We start from the raw sequence: 21,175 nt of genomic DNA, 5'->3' as shown, positions 1-21,175 counted from the left end.
TTATCTTTTATTAGTCACATGTAGCTTCCAAGTAGTCATTCCGTATGGTACTAAACTCTCGTTATGGAAGTTTCATCTTCTTAAATTAATGTGCAAAGAAACAAAATATTTAAGAGAAATGATTTAATAAGACATCTGTTTTAAAAAGAACAGATTTATGCAAACTGAATAGATTTAGACGGATTTATTTTTGTGATGATGTAAGAAGGAATAATCAACATTAAAAAACACAGGATTAATGTACCGATATTTAATGCTAAAATTGCAAAAACATTGATATCAACAGGAACTGTAGAAACATAATAGGTTGTTGGATCTAGCGTGATAAATCCAAATTGTTGTTGTAAAACTAAGAACGTAATCCCTATTAAATTCCCCCAAAACAATCCTTTTAAAATTAAATAACTAGCGTTGTATAAAAAGATTTTACGGATGCTCCAATTATCACTTCCTAATGCTTTTAAAATTCCGACCATTTGCACACGTTCTAAAATCAAAACCAACAAAGCAGTAATCATATTAATACTAGCAACTAAAATCATAATTCCGATGATAAACCACACATTATTATCAAACAATTCTATCCATTCAAAAATAAATTGATAATTATCTTCAATGGTATTGCTGTTTAGGGTAGATCCGATTGCTGCATATACTTCGTCTCCTTTGAGCTTGATATCGTCAAAATTATCAATCAATACTTCAAATCCGCCAATTTGATTGTCTTCCCATTTATTTAAACGTTGAATTTCTTTAATATCGCCAATCATCATATTTTTATCAAACTGATTAAAACCAGTATCGTAAATTCCGACTACGACCAATTTATACCTGCTTGGTAATTTATTTTTGGTTGATTTTAAAAAAAACACATTGATGGTATCATTCAACTTTAAGTTCAATCTATTAACCAATGTTTTAGATAATAAAACGTCTCTAACTCTTTGCTGATTAAAATTTGGCAACGTTCCTTCAACCAAATATTCTGTAAAGAAAGACCAATCGTAATCTGTAGAAACTCCTTTAAAAACAACACCTTCAAAATCGGTTGCAGTTCTTATCAACCCTGCTTTGTTTGCAAAAATTTGCACGTTTTTAATGCCATCAATATTTTGAAATTCAGGATAAAAACCTTGGTTTTTATCAATCGGAGTTATAGAAACTTCTGAGTTATTGTCATCATAATTTGTAATTTGAATATGACCTTTAAAACCAGAAATTTTATCTCTAATTTTATGTTGCATCCCACTTCCGGTTGCAACAGAAATCATCATAATAATGATTCCTAATGCAATTGCAGTGATCGCAATTTTTATTATTGGAGATGAAATGCTATTTTTATACTCTTTACCAGCAATAATACGTTTGGCAATAAATAACTCGTAATTCAATTTTATGATTCCATTAGTTCGTTTCAAAAGTACATATTTAATCTTATTTTTAGGCATTTGTTTTCCCTTGACTTCTTGTGCGCAAGAATCAACAGAAATTAAAGTCGCCGCTGAGCAAACAGAATTGTATTTAAACTTATTAGAAGGAAAAAACATTGCTGTTGTTGCAAACCAAACATCCGTTATTGAGAAAAGAGAAAAGAGAAAAGAGAAAAGAGAGTTTGTACATTTAGTTGATAGTTTACTTTCTTTAAACATCAACATTAAAAAAGTATTTGCTCCAGAACACGGTTTTAGAGGAAAAGCTGATGCTGGCGAACTTGTAAAAGACGGATTTGACACCAAAACTGGTTTACCAATTATTTCGCTCTATGGAAAAAACAAAAAACCATCCGTTGAACAATTAAAAGGAATTGAGGTGATTGTTTTTGATATTCAAGATGTTGGTGCTCGTTTTTACACCTATATTTCTTCGTTACATTATGTGATGGAAGCTGCTGCAGAATCTGGAATTCCTGTTATAGTTTTAGACAGGCCAAATCCAAACGGACATTATATTGATGGACCCATTTTAGAAATGGAGCAGACAAGTTTTGTGGGAATGCACCCTGTTCCGGTAGTATATGGAATGACCATTGGGGAATACGGACAAATGATAAATGGAGAAAAATGGCTAAAAAACGGAATTCAATGTGATTTAACTGTAATTCCGTTAAAAAACTACACACACAATTCCACCTACAGCTTGCCCATAAAACCGTCACCAAATTTACCTAATGACCAAGCTATTAATTTATACCCAAGCTTATGCTTTTTTGAAGGAACTTCTGTTTCAGCAGGACGTGGAACAGAAATGCAATTCCAAATTTATGGTTCACCTTATTTAGAAAGAACAGCATTTCATTTTACACCTCAATCTAACGAAGGAGCAAAAAACCCAAAACATAGAAACAAAAAATGCTTTGGTGAAGATTTAAGAAACACAAAAAAATTAAGCCAACTTAATTTAAGCTGGTTGATAAAAGCCAATAATCAAACTCATACTGCTGGAAGTTTTTTTAATTCATTTTTCACAAAACTTGCAGGAACAAAAAAACTTCGTGAACAAATTGAAACTGGAGTCTCAGAAAAAGAAATTAGAAAATCTTGGCAAAAAGGATTGTCAGACTTTAAAAAAACAAGAGCTAACTATTTAATCTACAACTAACATGAAAAAAATAAATCTTTTACTATTCGGAGTCCTATTTATTATTAATTCTTGTAATACTGCGCAAAATCCTCATCAAGAAAAAATAAACGCAGCAAAAGAAGTTGCTGAGAAATTTTTAAAATCAGAACAAATTCCAGGGATGTCAATTTCTGTTTCTCAAAAAGGAAAAATGATTTGGTCAGAAGGTTTTGGTTTTGCTGATGTTGCTTCCAAAAAGAAAGTAAACGCAAGAACCACACAGTTTAGAGTTGCAAGTATTTCTAAAACATTAACTGCATTGGCAATGGCAAAATTGGTTGATGATAATAAGTTAGATTTTGATGCTAGTTTGTATACGTATGTTCCAGATTTTCCTAAAAAGAAATACGATTTTACAGTAAGACAAATTGGTGGTCATATTGCCGGAATTAGACATTATAATGGAAATGAATTTCTATTAAATAAAAAAATGTCCATTGTAGAAGGTTTAGATATTTTTAAAAATGATTCTTTAGAATTTGAACCTGGAACAAACTATAAATACAGTACGTATGGTTGGAATTTATTAAGTGTAGTTGTTCAGAATGCTGCTGGAGAAGATTATAATGAATACATGAAAAAAGTTGTTTTTTCTCCTTTACAAATGAAAAACACCTCGTTAGGTTATTCTGATAAAGAAATGCCAAACAGAACGTTGTTTTACGTAAAAGAGAACGGAAAAATAAAAATTGGTCCAGCTGTTAGTAATGAATTTAAAGCTGCTGGTGGCGGGTTTGTTTCTACTTCAGAAGATTTAATTCTATTTGGAAATGAGATTTTAAATCCGAAAACAGTTTCTAAAACTGTTATTGCAGAATTGGTAAAACCACAGCAAACCACAGCAGGGAAAAACACCAAATACGGAATCGGAATTGGCGTAGCAAACGTAAAAAATAACACGTTACGCTATAGTCATTCTGGTGGCGGAATGGGCGCAACTGCCTATTTATTAATGTATCCAGAAAAAGAGTTGGTAATTTCTATTTTAACCAATTTATCGAGTGTCAATATTAGAAAAATAGTTAGTGAATTGGAAGCTGTTTTTATTGAATAAAAATCACGTATTTGTTGGTTTCCGATATCCTTGAAAAGGTTGTTTTAATAATTCCATTAAAGAGGAGTTTAATTTTTCATCCGGAAAAGTATCAACTCCGTACACAATTTTTTCGCGATCTAAATACCTATAGGTTCCAAAAATTCTGTCCCAAAGAGAAAAAATATTTCCGTAATTAGAATCTGTAAATGGTAACATATGATGATGATGAATTTTATGCATATCAGGAGAAATAATAAAATAGCTCAACACTTTATCAACCCTTTTATTCATTTTTATATTTGCGTGTGTAAACTGTGTGAAAATTAACGACATCGATTGGTAAATCATTACAATTGCAATTGGAGCACCAACTACAAAAACACCAAATAACGTAAACGCAAAACGAATCATACTTTCTAACGGATGATGTCTATTTGCTGTTGTTGTATCTACTTTATGATCTGTATGATGCACCAAATGAATCATCCATAAAGGTTTTATTTTATGTTCAACAAAATGCGCCAAATACGCTCCGAAAAAATCCAACAATACAACTCCTAAAACCACATACAGCCATAATGGCATTGCAGGTAACCAATTGATAATTCCGAAATTATTGGTCTGCACCCAATCCGCAGATTGCAACAGCAAAAAAGCCAACGAAAAATTAATTACAATGGTTGTTGCAGTAAAAAATAAGTTAGGAAAAGCGTGTTTCCATTTTTTATAGTTGAATTTAAAAAGCGGCAATGCTCCTTCTAAAATCCAAAATAAAATAATTCCGCCAACAAGTAGTAAACTTCTGTGTAAAGACGGAATGGTATCGAAATAGTGTATGATTGTTTCCAAAGAAATATATTTTCACTAAAAATAAGAAAATTAAACAACTCTATAGCTATCATAAATTTGATGTAAAATTTCGATTTTTTTTTATAAAGTTTATGAAACATTTTGTATGTTTACTGAAATACTTGGGAAATTTACCTAATTAGGTTGATTTTACACTACAAAAAACTAGATTTGCGTAATCTAAAGTTAAAGTAGAATTAAGTAACTATAAAATTTCAGAAAACAATGAGCACGGTGATAGAAAGAGCTATAAAATTCAAAGAAACAAGCTTAAAAGCATTAACTACAAATCAAAGAATAATTATTTCAAGAGAAGCTAAAGAATTAATATTAGGGCTAAATGAAATCTATAAAGAAGAAAAAGACCCCGCTATTATGGACCTAATGAAAGAATTAACTTTGATAAAACAAAAAGTAGAAAAGCGCTTAAAAGGAAAACCTACAAGTTCTTAATAAGCACACCCTAACTTCTTCTTTTTTTAACTTTTGACACTAAAGGCAAACGTTTCTTTAATTCTTCTACAATAGCATAAGCAGCAGGACAAACTTCGGTATTACTTAAGGTTAAATCTGCTAGCTGAATAAACTTTTTTCGGTTGGTATGCGGATATTCTGAACAGGCTTTTGGACGCACATCGTATATAAAACACGTATTGTCTTTTTCATCAAAAAATGTACATGGCGCAGATTTTAAAACCATAAAATCATCTTCGTCTCGTTCTAAGTATTGACTTTCAAAGTTGGCAACTTTCATTTTTAAATGCTTTGCGATTCGCTCTACATCTTTCTCGGTAAAAATCGGACTCGTAGTTTTACAACAGTTACCACAAGACAAGCAATCTGTTTTCTTAAACTCAGCATCATGTAATTCTTGCATTACATAATCTAAATTTTTAGGTGTTCTTTTCTTTAGATTTAAAAAATACTTTTTACTCTCTTTTTTTGCTTCCTGGGCTAATTTTGGCAGTTCTTCTAAACGTTTATTCATGTCTTTCATACAAATACAAAAATAAGGGTATTTATAAGAAGAAGCCTTTAAATTTTCATCTTTAAAATTTGAAAGAAAAAATGAAATAAAATATGTAATTTTGCACTTCAATTTTAAGAAACCAATGAGTATTCAAAACCATATAGAAGCTGCAGTAAAAAAAGGATTTTTAACTTTATATGATGCCGAAATTCCATCTGTAGAATTTCAAGCAACACGTAAAGAATTTGAAGGAGATATTACAGTAGTTGTTTTTCCAATGTTGCGATACAAGAAAGGAAATCCAGTTCAGATTGGAAACGATTTAGGAAATTACATTGTAGAAAACGTGCAAGAAGTAACTCGTTTTAACGTAGTAAAAGGGTTTTTAAATTTGGTGATTGATGACTCATTATATTTAAAATCATTTGATACCATTTATAACAATGCAACTTTCGGATTTGTAACGCCCTCAGAAAACGATGCAGTTTTGGTAGAATATTCTTCACCAAACACCAACAAACCATTGCATTTAGGACATGTTCGTAATAATTTATTAGGCTATTCTGTTGCTGAAATTTTAAAAGCATCCGGAAAAAAAGTGTATAAAACTCAGATTATTAATGATAGAGGAATCCATATTTGTAAGTCGATGTTGGCTTGGCAAAAATTCGGTAATGGAGAAACACCAACTTCAACAGGATTAAAAGGCGACAAATTGGTTGGTAATTATTATGTAAAATTTGACCAAGAATATAAAAAAGAAATTACCAATTTAATAGCTTCAGGAGTATCTGAAGAAGACGCAAAAAAACAAGCTCCGTTGTTGCTAGAAGCTCAAGAAATGCTACAAAAATGGGAAGCTGGCGATGAAGAAATTGTTGCACTTTGGAAAACAATGAATGCGTGGGTATATGCAGGTTTTGACACTACTTATAAAAATTTAGGGGTAGATTTTGATTCGTATTATTACGAAAGCAAAACGTATTTATTAGGAAAAGATAATATTGAAGAAGGGTTGAAAAATGGCGTTTTCTATAAAAAACAAGACGGTTCTGTTTGGATTGATTTAACCGAAGACGGATTGGACGAAAAAATTGTATTGCGTTCTGACGGAACAGCGGTGTATATGACGCAAGATATTGGAACTGCCGTACAACGTTCTAAAGATTATCCAGATGTAAACGGAATGGTGTATACGGTTGGAAATGAGCAAGAATATCATTTTAAAGTATTGTTTTTAATCTTACAAAAATTAGGATATTCTTGGGCAGATCAATTGTATCATTTGAGTTACGGAATGGTAGATTTACCTTCTGGAAAAATGAAATCTAGAGAAGGAACCGTTGTAGATGCTGATGAATTGATGGTTGAAATGACAGATACTGCAAGAAGTTTATCGCAAGAATTAGGGAAATTAGAAGGCTATTCTGAAGAAGAAAAGGAAGCTTTGTACAATACAATCGGATTAGGAGCGCTGAAATATTATATTTTAAAAGTAGATCCTAGAAAGCGTATTTTATTTGACCCAAAAGAATCGGTAGATTTTCAAGGAAACACAGGCCCTTTTATTCAATATACCTATGCAAGAATTCAGTCGATTTTAAGAAAAGCTACGTTTGATTTTTCTAAAAAAACAACTGATTTAGAATTGCATCCAAAGGAAAAAGAATTGATAAAAATTATTGAAAATTACCCTGAAATCATTCAGCAAGCAGCTGCAAACCATTCGCCAGCAATCATTGCAAATTACACGTATGATTTGGTAAAAGAGTTCAATTCTTTCTATCAAAATGTATCTATTTTAGGTGAAGAAAATCAAGATAAAAAAATAATTCGAGTACAATTATCAAAAAAGGTAAGTGATATCATCAAATCTGCTTTTACCTTATTGGGAATTAACGTTCCTGAGAGAATGTAGAAATTAGTAAACAGTTGCAGTTGGCAGTAAGCACAAAAGTTAGTAAATTTGCCAGCGTTAGGGATTGAACGGTATGTTTGAGCTCTTTTTTAGTTGTCAGTTCGAGTGTCACGCTTTAGCGTGATGTATCGAGAACAAAACGAAAAAAAGCGAGTAGTGAAAGCCGCTCGAACGCCCAAAGAATTCAAAAATTAAAGAATTAAAAGATTGAAAACTTATTGAATCTTTTAATTTTAAATCATTAAATAAAGAAACATGAAATACGACATCATTATTATAGGAAGTGGACCTGGAGGTTATGTTACAGCAATTAGAGCTTCACAATTAGGCTTTAAAGTTGCTGTAGTTGAAAAAGAAAACTTAGGAGGAATCTGTTTAAATTGGGGTTGTATTCCAACAAAAGCATTGTTAAAATCTGCACAAGTGTATGATTATTTAAAACATGTTGATGCTTATGGTTTAAAAGCAGAAGCAATTGATAAAGACTTTGAAGCAGTTATTAAAAGAAGTCGTGGTGTTGCAGAAGGAATGAGTAAAGGTGTTGCTTTTTTAATGAAGAAAAACAAAATCGATATTATTGACGGTTTTGGAAAGATAAAAACAGGTAAAAAAGTAGCTGTTACTGACGCTGACGGAAAAGTAACAGAATATGCTGCTGATCATATTATTATTGCAACTGGAGCGCGTTCTAGAGAATTGCCAAACTTACCACAAGATGGTAAAAAAGTAATTGGTTATAGAGAAGCAATGAGTTTACCAACACAACCAAAATCTATGATTGTTGTAGGTTCTGGAGCTATTGGAGTTGAATTTGCGCATTTTTATAATTCAATGGGAACCGATGTAACTATTGTAGAGTTTTTGCCAAATGTAGTTCCGTTAGAAGACAAAGACGTTTCTAAACAATTTGAACGCTCTATTAAGAAAGCAGGAATTAAAGTGATGACAAATTCTTCTGTAGAGTCTGTTGATGTTTCTGGTAAAGGCGTAAAAGCAACTGTAAAAACTAAAAAAGGAGAAGAAATTCTAGAAGCGGATATCGTTTTATCAGCAGTCGGAATTAAAACAAATATTGAAAACATCGGATTGGAAGATGTTGGAATTGTAACGGATAGAGATAAAATTTTAGTAAACGATTTTTACCAAACTAATTTACCTGGTTACTATGCAATTGGTGATGTAGTTCCTGGGCCAGCATTGGCACACGTTGCATCAGCAGAAGGAATTACTTGTGTAGAGAAAATTGCAGGCTTAGATACTGAAGCAATTGATTACGGAAACATCCCTGGTTGTACCTATGCAACTCCAGAAATTGCTTCAGTTGGAATGACAGAAGAACAAGCAAAGGAAGCTGGATACGAATTAAAAGTTGGTAAATTCCCGTTTTCTGCTTCTGGAAAAGCAAAAGCAGCTGGAACACCAGATGGATTTGTAAAAGTAATTTTTGATGCTAAATATGGTGAATGGTTAGGGTGTCATATGATTGGTGCTGGAGTTACAGACATGATTGCTGAAGCTGTTTTAGGGAGAAAACTAGAAACTACAGGACATGAAGTACTAAAAACAATTCACCCACATCCAACAATGAGTGAAGCAGTGATGGAAGCTGTTGCGGATGCGTATGATGAAGTGATTCATTTGTAAGATTTTAGAAAAAATATATTTATCAAAAACCGAAGTTTTACTGCTTCGGTTTTTTTATATTTGAAACTTCAATAATCTTTTATGAAAAAACACGCTTCGCTTCTACTCTTTCTTTTAATTTTTAATGTTGGATATAGTCAACAAAAAAATATTTGGCATTATATAGAAAATGAGCAAGTAATAGCAGAAAATAAAGAAGACGCACATGCCAGTTTTACTTCGTTTTCAACTTTTGCAAATTTTCTAAAAAACACTCCTGATTATAAAAAATCTTTAAACGGAATTTGGAAGTTTAATTGGGTGAAAAACCCAGAGAACAGACCAAAAAACTTTATGAAACCAACTTTTATTTTAAATGATTGGAAAGAGATTAAAGTTCCGTCTAATTGGGAAGTTGAAGGTTTTGGTACACCCATTTATGTAAATCATCAATACGAGTTTTTAGATTACAAAGCAATGGTTGCTGATGATATGGAATTGGTAGATAAAATTTATCCGAAGAGTCCAGGGAAAGTTCCGCATACATACAATCCTGTTGGTTCGTATCGCAGAGACTTTGAAATTGATAGTACATGGACAGAAAAAGAAATTTTCTTACATATTGGTGCGTTAAAATCAGGTGGATTTGTTTGGTTAAATGGCAGATATATTGGGTATTCTCAAGGAAGTAAATTACCGAGTGAGTTTAACATTACTAAAGCTGCTAAAAAAGGAAAAAACACGATTGCAATTCAGATTTTTAGATGGACAGACGGAAGTTATTTAGAAGCACAAGATTTTTGGAGAATTAGCGGTATTGAGCGAGATGTATATATTTATGCGCAACCAAAAGTTAGAATTCAAGATATAGATATTCATGCAACATTAGACAATACGTTTACTGAAGGGTTTTTAGATGTAAGCATAGATTTTCAAAATCACGGAAAATATAATAAAGAACTTTTTGTTTCTTACCAGTTATTTGATGCAGATAATCATCTAATTGCAGAACAACAGAATAACACTGCGGTTTCTCCAAAATTTCGTAAAACTTCAAGTTTTTCAACGAATGTTATTAGTCCAAAAAAATGGAGCGCAGAACATCCTAATTTATATACTTTACGAATTATTACTAAAGATGCTCGTCAAAATTTAATTGAAATTACAGAACGAAAAATCGGTTTTAGAAAAGTTGAAATCAAAAATGGTTTGTTATTAGTTAACGGACAACGAATTACGTTAAAAGGTGTAAATGCGCATGAAGCAGCTCCAGAAACTGGTCATGTAATGAGTGAAGAATTAATGTTAAAAGACATTAAATTATGGAAAGAAAACAACATCAATGCTGTTCGTTTAGCGCATTACCCAAGAGGAAGACGTTTTTACGAATTATGTGATTTGTACGGAATTTATGTGGTTGATGAGGCCAATATAGAATCGCACGGAATGTATTATGGAAAATATTCTTTGGCAAAAAAAGAGAATTGGAAAAAAGCGCATATTGACAGAATGTTACGAATGGTTGAGCGTGATAAAAATCATCCATCCGTAATTATTTGGTCGATGGGTAATGAAGCTGGAAATGGGATTGTTTTTTATGATGGATATGAAGCTATCAAAAAACTAGACAAAAGTAAAAGACCCGTTCAATACGAAAGAACTTACAAATCTGATAATAACTTGTTTAATATGGATTGGAACACAGATATTATTGTTCCGCAATATCCATCGCCAGCAACTTTTGAAAGAATTGGAAAAACAAAAACCGACCGACCATTTATTCCGAGTGAGTATGCACATTCGATGGGAAATAGTACAGGGAATTTTGCAGATTATTGGGAAATCATAGAAAAACACGATCATTTACAAGGAGGTTTTATTTGGGATTGGGTAGATCAAGCCATTTGGAAAACCAATAAAAAAGGTGAACGCTTTTATGCGTATGGAGGAGATTTCGGTGAAAATATGCCAAGTGATAATACTTTTTTAAATAACGGGATTGTGTTTCCGGACAGAACGCCACAACCAGCTTTATACGAAGTTAAAAAAGCGCATGAATTCATCAATTTTAAAGATGTTGGCACAAATGATACCAATGAGCAAATTATCAATATTGAAAACTTATACGATTTCACAAACTTAAATCAGTTTGATTTTAAAGCAGTAATTAAAGCAAATGGTGTTGTTTTAAAAACCATCAATCAAATCGATATTAATGTAGAAGCTCACGAGAATAAAGACATTTTAATTTCTTTAAATGATATCAATTTTAAAGAAAACACAGAATACTTTTTAGAAATTGCTGCAACCACAAAAAACAAATGGAGTTTGTTACCAAAAAACTATGAAGTAGCAAAAGAACAAATCTATTTAAGTGATAAATTCAAGAAAAAAGCAATTAAAGTTGACAATGGTTGGTATTTAAAATCTACAGAAAACAACTCTAGTTTTACCATTTTTAACAATTACATAAAGGTAGCTTTTGACAAGAAGAAAGGAAATATTACTTCTTATGTTTTCAAGAAACAAGAATATATAAATTCTAAAAAAGGGCCACAAATTAATTTTTGGAGAGCACCAACAGATAATGATTTAGGTAGTAGAATGCAGGAAAGAAATTTAGGTTGGAAAAATGCATCTCTAAATGCAACAGTTTCTAATTTTGAGTTTAAAAAATTAGATAATAATGTAATGCAAGTTATTGTAAACTATCAACTGCCAACAGTAAAAACAACTCATACAACTATTTATACAGTAAATGGAAATGGTGTTGTGAAAATTGAAAACACACTTAACGAATCTACGTATAAAGGAGATATTCCAAGAATTGGAATGCGCATGCAAATTCCGAAAGGTTTTAGCTCTGTAACCTATTATGGTCGTGGACCTTGGGAAAATTATCAAGACAGAAAATCGTCTACTTTTATAGATGTTTTTAAATCGACAGTTTCTAATTTTTATGTTCCATATGTGCGTCCGCAAGAAAACGGAAACAGAACAGAGGTACGTTGGATGGCATTGATGAATTCTGAAGCAAACGGCCTACTAATTTCTTCTCCTTCACAAAAAGGATTGAGCATTTCTGCGTTGCATATGCCAAATGAAGATTTTGACATTACCAATGATTTAGATTATTCTAAAGAAAATAAAAACGCCAATTTTAGCAAGCACACTACTGATATTAAAGAGCAAAATTTAGTACAGTTAAATATCGATTTAGCACAACGTGGTTTAGGGGGTGATGATAGCTGGGGTTCAAAACCGCAAAATAAATATCAATTGAAAAGTGCTGAAAAACATTCGTATTCTTTTTATTTAATTCCGTTTACAAGCGGAACAATAGAAAAATTTGTAGAATTACAGCAACAATTTAAATAATGGCATTCACCAAAAATCAGAAAAAAGAAACTTTTAATGCGCTGTTAATTGCTTTGGTAAAAATAACAATACCGGGCATTATTATTGGTATTTTTCACGAATACGATTTTTGGGTTGGCTTGTTGCTATTTTGTTACCTGTTAGTGTTTTTATACAAGAATTATTTTAATACAACTTCTAAAAACTGGATTCTTATAGCAGGAATGGTTATCACGGGAATCCTTGGAATTTGTGCAGAAATTTGGGGTGTATCTAATGGGTATTGGGAATATCACGATTTGACAAACAACAGACAATTACCTTATTGGTTGCCATTTGCTTGGATGTTTGCATTTCGATTTATTTATGTATTAGAAACAAAGTTAATTCATTCTCTAGGGCTACAAAAGATGAGTCACAAAACCTGGTTAGCTGTTTTTATTACTGCATTTTTTCCGGCATACGGAGAAGTGATAACCATAAACTTAGGAGTTTGGACCTATTCTTGGCCCTATCAATTTTTAGGCGTTCCGTTATACGCTGTGCTTTGTTTGGTTGCTTTGCATATGGGAATCAACTTTATATTGAGTATTTGGGTGAAAAAGAAAAAAATAAACGATCCTGTTTTTGTTTCTGGAAAAAATTAAAATAACTTCAGTTATCCTTTTGAAAGATTTCTCAATCGTAACCTCATTTCGTAATGACACATAATTTATTGATAACTCCAAGCAACAATTCTTGTTACTTTGTTTCCTTGATGCATCGGAATTACTTTAAAAGATGTTGCGCCCAATTTCTTAGCAGACTTTTGTAAACTTTCTACATTTTCTTTTTTAGAAACCAAACTTGTAAACCAAATTACTTGCTGTTTATACAAAGAACTTTGATACAAATAATTGTGCAAAAAAGCTTTTTCACCGCCAACATACCACAATTCGTTATTATTTCCTGCAAAATTCCGAACAGCATTAGTCCCTAGGTTTCTAGTTTTTCTTCTGTTTGCTCCTCTCGCTTCTTCGGCAGATTTATAAAATGGCGGATTACACATTGCTGCTGAAAAAGCATCTTCAGGTTCTATAATTCCAGTTAAAATATTGTTTTCATCAAATTGTTGACGTAATAAAATCTGTGGATCTAACTTATTATCATCAATAATATCTTGAGCAGCATCTAAAGAATCTAAATCGATGTCTGTACCGACAAAACTCCAACCATAAACCGCATTTCCTAACAACGGATAAATACATGTTGCACCTGTTCCGATATCTAAAATTGAAACCTCTTTTTCATCTTTTAACAAATCATTTAAATGATGAATATAATCTACTCTTCCAGGAATTGGCGGACATAAATTTTCGTCTGGGAATTCCCAAACAGAAATTTTATCATAGGTAAATAATAATGCTTTGTTTAGTTCTTTTACTGCATTTGGATTTGAAAAATCAATTGTAATTGCATCAAATTTATTTTTAGTAACAAACTCTTTTAGCTGAGGATTCTTATTGATTAACTCATCAAAATTATATCCTTTATTAAATTTATTGTTGGGATGAAGTCCTTTTTCTTTCATATCTGTTGTCATTGCGAGGAACGAAGCAATCTTTTAATAAAATCACAAATTTAAATGAGATTGCCATGTCATTCTTCCTCGCAATGACAGACAATATTAATTCTTATAATTCCAGAACAGTAAACTCTAAATCCAATGGTTTTAAAGTTGATTTTAAAGCGTCGATAAATGCATCGCCATATTCTAAATAGTATTCAGAAAAATTACGCTGACGTTCTTCTAAACTTTCATTTGGAAATAATTGCATCTTTAATTCAGTAATTCGATTTACCAAATCATGTTGACGTCTTTTTTCGGCTCTTAACAATCGCTTTTCAAGATTCTCTAATCCATTTAGTTGCTTTTTCTCTTGCGCGTCAACAGCGCCAATAAAAGAAACATCCGTTTCGCTAGCAACTCTTCTTAATGCTAAAAACTGTTGTTCCAACAATGTTTTTGCATCTAAAAAATTAAATGAAATATCTGAATTCTCATTGATTTTTGTTTTCAATAAATCATAAATATTGAAGAACATTTCCTCTGTAGAAATACTTAAACTGTTTAGCTTTTTTTGTTGTTTGGCAGAAATTACTTGTACAGAATTTCGCAACACTAAAATCGGAAAAGGAACAGAAACTGTATTAAAATAAGCTTTTAATTGCAACCAATATGCTAATTCTCCGCCGCCACCAATATAGGCTAGATTTGGTAAAATAACTTCCTGATATAAAGGTCGCATGATTACATTTGGCGAAAATAATTGTGGGTTTTCTTTTACTTCAATTAGAATTTCTTCTTTAGAAAAAGCAATCTCTGTGTTGTTTACTTTGTAAATTCCGTTTTCAAAAACAATGCGTTCTCTTGAGTTTTTACTTAAATAAAACAAGTTAATTTCTCGAGGATTTACTTGTACTTTATAATTTTCTTCTATTTCTTTTATGGTTTTTGTAACCGTTTTAAAAGAAACTTGTTCTTCTAATTCTTGCACAACAAATGGTGCAAATACTTCTTTTAATTGTTGGTCGTCTCCATCAACAATTACCAAACCGTATTTTGTAAATAATTGATTGGCAATATATCTTGTTGCTTCTGCTAAAGTGTTATGTTCTACATATCCTTTTGTGAATAAATCTCTTAAAAAATCAGCATTTCTGGTGGTTCCTAATTGTGCTGAAAATTGCTCGAAAACTTCTTTCAATCCTTCAGTAGAAAATTGTCCTACTGCTCCACCATCACTTCTATTCCACTGTACTTTTTTGTTTTTGAAATTAAAATAATTGATTTCATCAAAATCATGATCTTCAGTTGCCATCCAATAAATAGGCACAAAATGATCCGCAGGAAATTGCTCTTGTAATTCTTCTGCTAAATTTATGGTAGAAATAATTTTATATAAAAAATATAGAGGTCCAGTAAACAAATTCAACTGATGACCCGTTGTTACTGTAAATGTATTTGCTTGCGAAAGTGCATTAATGTTCGCTTGTGTTTCTTCAGAAAAAGCAACATTTTTATATTGATTTTTTAATGCAGAAACCAATACTTTTCTGGTTTCTAAAGAAAAAGAAGTTCGTTTTTCTTCTAATTGATTTTTAAATCCGTTAACATCTGAAAAACGATTATAAAACGGCTTGATAGATTCTTTTTGCTCTACATAATCGAGCATGGTTTTAGAAAAAAAACCTGTTTTTTGAAAAGGAATTTGTGTTGCTTTCATCTATAACTTACTCACTTTACATTGGTTAAACAATATATTTAAAGTAGTATTAAACCTTAAACAATCACAGTCACTTTTCATATTAGAAATCTTTTAGTATTAATTTTATAAAAATACGAATTTTTGGTGGTTGGTCGAAATTGACATATCAATCTAACAATTTTTTAACGCTTTCTTAGTTGTAAAATTTTTTATTTAAATAATTACAAGTAGATTTGAAAAAGCTAATCAAAAAAACATCAAAATAAAATGAAACACAAGTCGATTCTCTTTCTTTTCATTTCAGTTATTTCTTTTCAATTAACTGCTCAAAAACTTCAAACTCCAGATGAGTTTTTAGGTTATAAATTAGGTTCTCGTTTTACAAGACACCACAAAGTAGTTGATTACTTTAAATACATTTCTGAAAATACTGACAAAGTAAAATTTGAAGAATACGGAAAAACAAACGAGCTAAGAACCTTGGCAATTGCTTATGTTTCTTCAGCAAATAATATTAAAAATTTAGAAACTATTCGCAAACAACATTTAACAAATGTTGGTATCGAAAACACTACTGAATTAAAAGATAAATCGATAGTTTGGTTGAGTTATAATGTACACGGAAACGAAGCTTCTTCTACAGAAGCATCCATGCTTACTTTATATAAACTGGTAACAGAAAACAGCAGTTATTTAGAAAATACGCTTGTAATTATGGATCCTTGTATCAATCCTGATGGAAGAGATCGGTATGCAAATTGGTACAATCAAGTTATGGCTTTGCCAAATAATGTAAATCCAGATGCTAGAGAACACAGAGAACCTTGGCCTGGAGGAAGACCAAATCATTATTTATTTGATTTGAATAGAGATTGGGCTTGGGCAACACAAGTTGAAACACAACAACGTTTAAAAGTATATAATAAATGGTTGCCTCATATTCATGTAGATTTTCATGAACAAGGAATTAACAATCCCTATTATTTTGCTCCTGCTGTAGAACCTTATCACGAAGTTATAACTGATTGGCAACGTGATTTTCAAACGCAGATTGGAAAAAACAATGCAAAATATTTCGATAAAAATGGCTGGTATTATTTTACAAAAGAAAGTTTTGATTTATTATATCCAAGTTATGGAGATACCTATCCAACCTATGTTGGAGGAATTGGAATGACGTATGAACAAGCTGGACACGGACGTGCTGGTTTAGGAATTACAAAAGCAGACGGAGAAGTATTAACGCTTTGGGATCGTTTAATTCATCATACAACTTCTGGTATTTCTACGGTAGAAATGGCTTCTAAAAACTCTGGAAAACTTAATACTGAGTTTAAAAAGTATTTTAATAATAATAACTTTAAATATAAAAGTTATGTATTACAAGGAAACAATAATAAAACCAATAAATTAATTGAGTTGTTAAATAGACACGAAATTACATATGGTTTTGCACAAGGAAAATCAGTTTCTGGTTACAATTATGATACAAGATCTAAAGGAAGTATGAAAACTTCTGTTAATGATTTGGTTATTTCTACAAATCAACCTAAAGCAAGATTGGTAAAAGCATTGTTTGAACCAGTTGCAAAATTAAGTGATTCTATTACTTATGATATTACGGCTTGGTCTTTACCTTATGCATACGGGTTTAAAGCAATTGCTAGCGAAAGATTGGTTGCTACAACAAATAACACAACAAAAGTTATAAGTTCTACTCCAAATTTTAATGCGTACGCTTATACATTTGAATGGAATCATATTTCTGATGCAGCTTTATTAGCTGATATCTTAAAGCAAGATTTTAGAGTTCGTTTTAATAGAAAAGAAATGATTAATTCTGGTAAAAAATTAAAAACTGGAAGTTTAATTATTACTCGTGGAGATAATAAACACATCAAAGATTTTGACAACACACTTGTTGCAATAGCAAACAAACATAACAAAAATGCAAATTCAATAAACACAGGTTTTTCTGATAGAGGTCCAGACATGGGATCTTCTGATGTTAGAGAACTTAAAAATCAAAAAATAGCTGTGCTTTCTGGAAATGGAACTTCATCTTTAAGTTATGGAGAAGTACAATATTTTTTCGAACAAGATCTTAAATATCCTTTTACAGCAATTGATACAGACAATTTTTCTGTTAGCATGTTAGATAATTATCACACATTGGTAATTCCGAATGGATATTACGGCGGCGTATTTTCTAAAAGCGAATTAACCAAATTAACTTCTTGGATTAGAAGCGGAGGAAAAGTGATTGCAATTGGTGGTGCCAATAGCATTTTTGCAAATAAAAGCGGATTTGGTTTAAAAACAAAATCTTCAAAAGACAATGATAAATCTGATAAAGAAGTTGAATTGATCAATTACAAAGATTTAGAAAGAGATCGTATTCAAGGAAGTATTACTGGTGCCATTTTTAAAACAAAAATTGATAATTCTCATCCTTTAGGTTTTGGTTATGGTGATGCTTATTTCACTTTAAAACAAGGGACAAGATCTTATGATTATTTAGAAAACGGATACAATGTTGTTCGTCTAGAAGACAATATTGCTTTTTCTGGTTTTGTTGGAAGCAGAGCTGATAAAAACTTAGCCAAATCATTAATTTTTGGTGAAGAAAATGTTGGCAGAGGAAGCGTTGTTTATATGATTGACAATCCTTTGTTTAGAGCATTTTGGGACAATGGAAAATTGTTTTTCGCAAATGCATTGTTCTATACAAATCCGAGCATGAAGAAATTATAATTGTCCGTTCGAGCGGAGTCGAGAACTATATTTACCTCTCGACTCCGCTTGAAATGACAAACAAAAAGCCTGCTTGTGCTGAATTTATTTCAGTACCTGCAGGCTTTTTTATTTTCTAAAATGAATACGTAACTCCAATCATGGGTTCAATTGAAGTTGCTCCGGCTGAATCATATTTCAATTGGCCAAGAATTCCGACTTTATCGTTGAGTTCAAAAATAACTCCACCACCAGCATTAAAACCGATGTTATTTGATGTGACTCCACCTGATTTCACCGTTAAATAATTAAAACCTCCTATTCCGTAATATTTTATTTTTGCTCCATATGTTAAATAATAACGCATGTCTAAATTGATGGAATAGGTAGTAATTCCGTTTGCTGAAAAGTAATACGAAAAACTTGGAGCAAATGCAGTATTTCCTAAAAACACATATTCAAATCCAGCGTTAATTCCCATATCAGCATTATTTGTCAGCTGATAAGAAGCACCAAAAAAGGCAGAAAAATCTCCCTTTTGTTGCGAATAAGAAAGTGTAGAAATACAAATTGCAAAAATGAAAAGTACTTTTTTAAGTTTCATAACTAGTTGTTTAAAAATTAATTAAACAATAGTACCAACTATTTAAAAGCCATAAAATACGACGAATTACTTATTTACCGGAGTTCCGTATAAATCGTAATCTCCAGCTTCATGAATTTTTATATCAATAAACTCTCCAATTTTTATATAATGCTTGGTTGCATCAACAATAACATCGTTATCTACATCTGGCGAATCAAATTCTGTACGTCCGTAAAAATATGCTCCGTCTTTTCTATCGAACAAACAACGGAAGGTTTTACCAACTTTAGCTTGATTCAGTTCCCAAGAAATCTGAGATTGAACTTCCATGATTTCGTTGACTCTTTTAAACTTTACCTCTTCAGGAACATCATCTTCTAACACATAAGCGCCTGTATTTTCTTCGTGAGAATATTCAAAAGCACCCAAACGTTCAAAACGCATTTCTTCTACCCAATCTTTTAATTCTTGAAACATTTCTTCTGTTTCTCCAGGATACCCAACAATCAACGTAGTTCTAATGGCCATTTCTGGAACCGTTTCTCTGAACTTATGAATTAACGCAGTTGTTTTTTCATGTGTCGTACCACGTTTCATCGATTTTAACAATTCGGTGTTGATGTGTTGCAACGGAATGTCTAAATAATTACACACTTTTGGTTCGTTTTTCATCACTTCCAACACATCCATCGGAAAACCAGTTGGAAACGCATAATGCATTCGAATCCATTCAATGCCTTCTACTTTTGTCAATGCAAGTAACAAATCTGCTAAAGCACGTTTTTTATAAATATCTAATCCGTAATACGTTAAATCTTGGGCGATTAACATCACTTCTTTGATTCCTTTTTCGGCTAGTTTTGTAGCTTCTGTAATAATATCTTCAATCGGAGTAGAAACGTGTTTTCCACGCATTAACGGAATCGCACAAAACGAACACGGACGATCGCAACCTTCTGCAATCTTTAAATAGGCGTAATGTTTTGGAGTTGTTGTTAAACGTTCACCGATCAATTCGTGTTTATAATCTGCTTCTAAAACCTTTAATAAGTTTGGCAAATCGTGCGTACCAAAATACTGATCTACATTTTTAATTTCTCTTTCTAAATCTGGTTTGTAGCGTTCACTTAAACAACCCGTTACAAAAACCTTATCAATTTCTCCAGCTTCTTTACGTTGCGCGTGATGCAAAATAGTATCAATAGATTCTTCTTTGGCTTTACCAATAAATCCACAGGTATTAATCACCACAATATTTCCTTCGTCATTTTCATCTTCATGAACCACATCTTTTCCGTTGGCTTTTAATTGTCCCATTAACACTTCACTATCATACACATTTTTAGAACAGCCCAATGTAACTACATTGATCTTATTTTGCTTGATGGTTTTTGTACGCATATTTTTATTTTAAAATGCAAAGATACAATCTTAATCTACGTTTTTAAACATATTAGAATGTTAATAATGAAGGAAAAACTTTAGATGATTTGATGCTGATTTTTTGGTAACTTTGGGTACGAATAATATATAATATTGAAATCTTCGATTTAACATAAGTTAGCACCAAGTAGAAAAAAATGACAGCTAAAGAATTTATTGAAACTTTACATATAATTGGTCAAGAATATTTAAAAAGTATTCCAAAAAGAGAAATTTTTTCTTTAGCAAAAGAATATCAGCATATTCCTGTACATGAAGTTGTAAAGTTGCTAAGAGACAAAAACCAAGATCATAGACTTGGAGCTGTTTCTATTTTAGATTGGAAAGCACGAAATAAGAAAACTTCACCTCAAGAAAAGAAAGAAATTTTTCACGCATATATTGAAAATCACAAATGGATTGATGATTGGGGTTTGGTAGATCGAGCTGCACCTTATGTTGTTGGTGGATATTTGTACGAAAAAAAAAGAAAACCTTTATATGATTTGGCAAAATCTAAAAATCCGATGGAAAGAAGAACAGCAATTGTAAGCACCTACTTTTTTATTCGCAAAAATGAAATAGAAGACACTTTTAATATTGCTGAAATTCTAATAAATGATAAAGACGAATATGTTCAAAAAGCTGTTGGGAGTTGGATTAGAGAAGCAGGAAAAAGAGATGTAGATAAACTTAAAACATTTCTGAACAAATACGCTGTTTCAATGCCAAGAATAACTTTAAGATATGCAATTGAAAAATTTGATAGACAAACAAAAGATTATTATTTATCATTGAAATAAAAATAAAAACT

General features: G+C 31.6%; 16 protein-coding genes. 9 read left to right on the top strand and 7 right to left on the bottom strand.

Features of this window, described 5'->3' with window-relative positions; all coding sequences use genetic code 11:
- Window positions 1-155 precede the first annotated feature (155 nt).
- Window positions 156-1,391: an ABC transporter permease gene (locus ACEWL1_RS06095; protein ID WP_409233038.1), complete on the bottom strand. Its 1,236-nt coding sequence runs from the start codon at window positions 1,389-1,391 to the stop codon at window positions 156-158.
- Between the two features lie 4 nt (window positions 1,392-1,395).
- Between ACEWL1_RS06095 and ACEWL1_RS06090 the strand changes: the two genes are divergently transcribed.
- Together ACEWL1_RS06090 and ACEWL1_RS06085 are read left to right on the top strand one after the other, a co-directional pair.
- Window positions 1,396-2,598: an exo-beta-N-acetylmuramidase NamZ family protein gene (locus tag ACEWL1_RS06090; protein WP_409232404.1), complete on the top strand. Its 1,203-nt coding sequence runs from the start codon at window positions 1,396-1,398 to the stop codon at window positions 2,596-2,598.
- Window position 2,599: 1 nt separating this feature from the next.
- Window positions 2,600-3,673, top strand: coding sequence for a serine hydrolase domain-containing protein (locus ACEWL1_RS06085; RefSeq protein ID WP_409232403.1), 1,074 nt, complete (start codon window positions 2,600-2,602; stop codon window positions 3,671-3,673).
- A gap of 3 nt (window positions 3,674-3,676) precedes the next feature.
- Here ACEWL1_RS06085 and ACEWL1_RS06080 read toward each other — a convergent pair whose 3' ends face one another.
- A complete protein-coding gene (locus ACEWL1_RS06080) occupies window positions 3,677-4,504 on the bottom strand; it encodes a sterol desaturase family protein (RefSeq protein WP_409232402.1) in 828 nt (275 codons plus the stop codon).
- 225 nt (window positions 4,505-4,729) lie between these two features.
- Here ACEWL1_RS06080 and ACEWL1_RS06075 point away from each other — a divergent pair, with 225 nt between their 5' ends.
- Window positions 4,730-4,957: a hypothetical protein gene (locus ACEWL1_RS06075; RefSeq protein WP_347174637.1), complete on the top strand. Its 228-nt coding sequence runs from the start codon at window positions 4,730-4,732 to the stop codon at window positions 4,955-4,957.
- 10 nt (window positions 4,958-4,967) lie between these two features.
- Here the strand turns inward: ACEWL1_RS06075 and ACEWL1_RS06070 are convergent, their stop codons facing one another.
- Window positions 4,968-5,492 carry a YkgJ family cysteine cluster protein gene (locus ACEWL1_RS06070; RefSeq protein WP_409232401.1) on the bottom strand — a complete coding sequence of 175 codons (525 nt, stop codon included), beginning with the start codon at window positions 5,490-5,492 and terminating at the stop codon, window positions 4,968-4,970.
- A 124-nt stretch (window positions 5,493-5,616) separates the two neighbouring features.
- Between ACEWL1_RS06070 and argS the strand changes: the two genes are divergently transcribed.
- The 4 genes from argS (at window position 5,617) to ACEWL1_RS06050 (ending at window position 13,019) form a co-directional block, all read left to right on the top strand.
- Complete coding sequence (argS, locus tag ACEWL1_RS06065) at window positions 5,617-7,392, top strand: arginine--tRNA ligase (protein WP_409232400.1); 1,776 nt, start codon at window positions 5,617-5,619, stop codon at window positions 7,390-7,392.
- Window positions 7,393-7,647: 255 nt separating this feature from the next.
- A complete protein-coding gene (lpdA, locus tag ACEWL1_RS06060; RefSeq protein ID WP_409232399.1) occupies window positions 7,648-9,036 on the top strand; it encodes a dihydrolipoyl dehydrogenase in 1,389 nt (462 codons plus the stop codon).
- Between the two features lie 81 nt (window positions 9,037-9,117).
- On the top strand, window positions 9,118-12,393 hold the full coding sequence (locus tag ACEWL1_RS06055; RefSeq protein WP_409232398.1) for a glycoside hydrolase family 2 TIM barrel-domain containing protein: 3,276 nt from the start codon (window positions 9,118-9,120) through the stop codon (window positions 12,391-12,393).
- Complete coding sequence (locus ACEWL1_RS06050) at window positions 12,393-13,019, top strand: hypothetical protein (protein WP_409232397.1); 627 nt, start codon at window positions 12,393-12,395, stop codon at window positions 13,017-13,019. The genes ACEWL1_RS06055 and ACEWL1_RS06050 overlap by 1 nt, the downstream gene beginning before the upstream one ends.
- 65 nt (window positions 13,020-13,084) lie before the next feature.
- On the opposite strand, the gene rlmF is transcribed toward ACEWL1_RS06050, so the two are convergent.
- A complete protein-coding gene (gene rlmF, locus ACEWL1_RS06045) occupies window positions 13,085-13,942 on the bottom strand; it encodes a 23S rRNA (adenine(1618)-N(6))-methyltransferase RlmF (RefSeq protein ID WP_409233037.1) in 858 nt (285 codons plus the stop codon).
- 103 nt (window positions 13,943-14,045) lie between these two features.
- On the bottom strand, window positions 14,046-15,638 hold the full coding sequence (bshC, locus tag ACEWL1_RS06040) for a bacillithiol biosynthesis cysteine-adding enzyme BshC (RefSeq protein WP_409232396.1): 1,593 nt from the start codon (window positions 15,636-15,638) through the stop codon (window positions 14,046-14,048).
- Window positions 15,639-15,887: 249 nt separating this feature from the next.
- On the opposite strand from bshC, the gene ACEWL1_RS06035 reads away from it, so the two are divergent.
- The gene (locus tag ACEWL1_RS06035) at window positions 15,888-18,374 is read left to right on the top strand and encodes a M14 metallopeptidase family protein (protein ID WP_409232395.1); all 2,487 of its coding nucleotides are present in this window, start codon (window positions 15,888-15,890) and stop codon (window positions 18,372-18,374) included.
- Window positions 18,375-18,489: 115 nt separating this feature from the next.
- Here the strand turns inward: ACEWL1_RS06035 and ACEWL1_RS06030 are convergent, their stop codons facing one another.
- Both ACEWL1_RS06030 and rimO read right to left on the bottom strand, forming a co-directional pair.
- Window positions 18,490-18,957 carry a hypothetical protein gene (locus tag ACEWL1_RS06030; RefSeq protein ID WP_409232394.1) on the bottom strand — a complete coding sequence of 156 codons (468 nt, stop codon included), beginning with the start codon at window positions 18,955-18,957 and terminating at the stop codon, window positions 18,490-18,492.
- A 66-nt stretch (window positions 18,958-19,023) separates the two neighbouring features.
- The gene (rimO, locus tag ACEWL1_RS06025; RefSeq protein WP_409232393.1) at window positions 19,024-20,340 is read right to left on the bottom strand and encodes a 30S ribosomal protein S12 methylthiotransferase RimO; all 1,317 of its coding nucleotides are present in this window, start codon (window positions 20,338-20,340) and stop codon (window positions 19,024-19,026) included.
- Window positions 20,341-20,519: 179 nt separating this feature from the next.
- Between rimO and ACEWL1_RS06020 the strand changes: the two genes are divergently transcribed.
- Window positions 20,520-21,164, top strand: coding sequence for a DNA alkylation repair protein (locus tag ACEWL1_RS06020; protein WP_409232392.1), 645 nt, complete (start codon window positions 20,520-20,522; stop codon window positions 21,162-21,164).
- The last annotated feature ends 11 nt before the right edge of the window (window positions 21,165-21,175 follow it).

The sequence above is a fragment of the Polaribacter gochangensis genome (genome assembly GCF_046224025.1).
Classification (GTDB): domain Bacteria; phylum Bacteroidota; class Bacteroidia; order Flavobacteriales; family Flavobacteriaceae; genus Polaribacter; species Polaribacter gochangensis.
The sequence above is the reverse complement of the archived record's forward strand: the minus strand, read 5'-3'. Positions and strand labels throughout refer to the sequence as shown.

Bases quoted from the DNA above. Each gene is read 5' to 3' on its own strand.
- ACEWL1_RS06085 (WP_409232403.1), top strand. From the start codon at position 2,600: ATGAAAAAAATAAATCTTTTACTATTCGGAGTCCTATTTATTATTAAT.
- ACEWL1_RS06020 (WP_409232392.1), top strand. From the start codon at position 20,520: ATGACAGCTAAAGAATTTATTGAAACTTTACATATAATTGGTCAAGAA.
- ACEWL1_RS06030 (WP_409232394.1), bottom strand. From the start codon at position 18,957: ATGAAACTTAAAAAAGTACTTTTCATTTTTGCAATTTGTATTTCTACA.
- ACEWL1_RS06075 (WP_347174637.1), top strand. From the start codon at position 4,730: ATGAGCACGGTGATAGAAAGAGCTATAAAATTCAAAGAAACAAGCTTA.
- lpdA (WP_409232399.1), top strand. From the start codon at position 7,648: ATGAAATACGACATCATTATTATAGGAAGTGGACCTGGAGGTTATGTT.
- rlmF (WP_409233037.1), bottom strand. From the start codon at position 13,942: ATGAAAGAAAAAGGACTTCATCCCAACAATAAATTTAATAAAGGATAT.
- ACEWL1_RS06055 (WP_409232398.1), top strand. From the start codon at position 9,118: ATGAAAAAACACGCTTCGCTTCTACTCTTTCTTTTAATTTTTAATGTT.
- ACEWL1_RS06070 (WP_409232401.1), bottom strand. From the start codon at position 5,492: ATGAATAAACGTTTAGAAGAACTGCCAAAATTAGCCCAGGAAGCAAAA.
- argS (WP_409232400.1), top strand. From the start codon at position 5,617: ATGAGTATTCAAAACCATATAGAAGCTGCAGTAAAAAAAGGATTTTTA.
- bshC (WP_409232396.1), bottom strand. From the start codon at position 15,638: ATGAAAGCAACACAAATTCCTTTTCAAAAAACAGGTTTTTTTTCTAAA.
- rimO (WP_409232393.1), bottom strand. From the start codon at position 20,340: ATGCGTACAAAAACCATCAAGCAAAATAAGATCAATGTAGTTACATTG.
- ACEWL1_RS06035 (WP_409232395.1), top strand. From the start codon at position 15,888: ATGAAACACAAGTCGATTCTCTTTCTTTTCATTTCAGTTATTTCTTTT.
- ACEWL1_RS06090 (WP_409232404.1), top strand. From the start codon at position 1,396: ATGATTCCATTAGTTCGTTTCAAAAGTACATATTTAATCTTATTTTTA.
- ACEWL1_RS06050 (WP_409232397.1), top strand. From the start codon at position 12,393: ATGGCATTCACCAAAAATCAGAAAAAAGAAACTTTTAATGCGCTGTTA.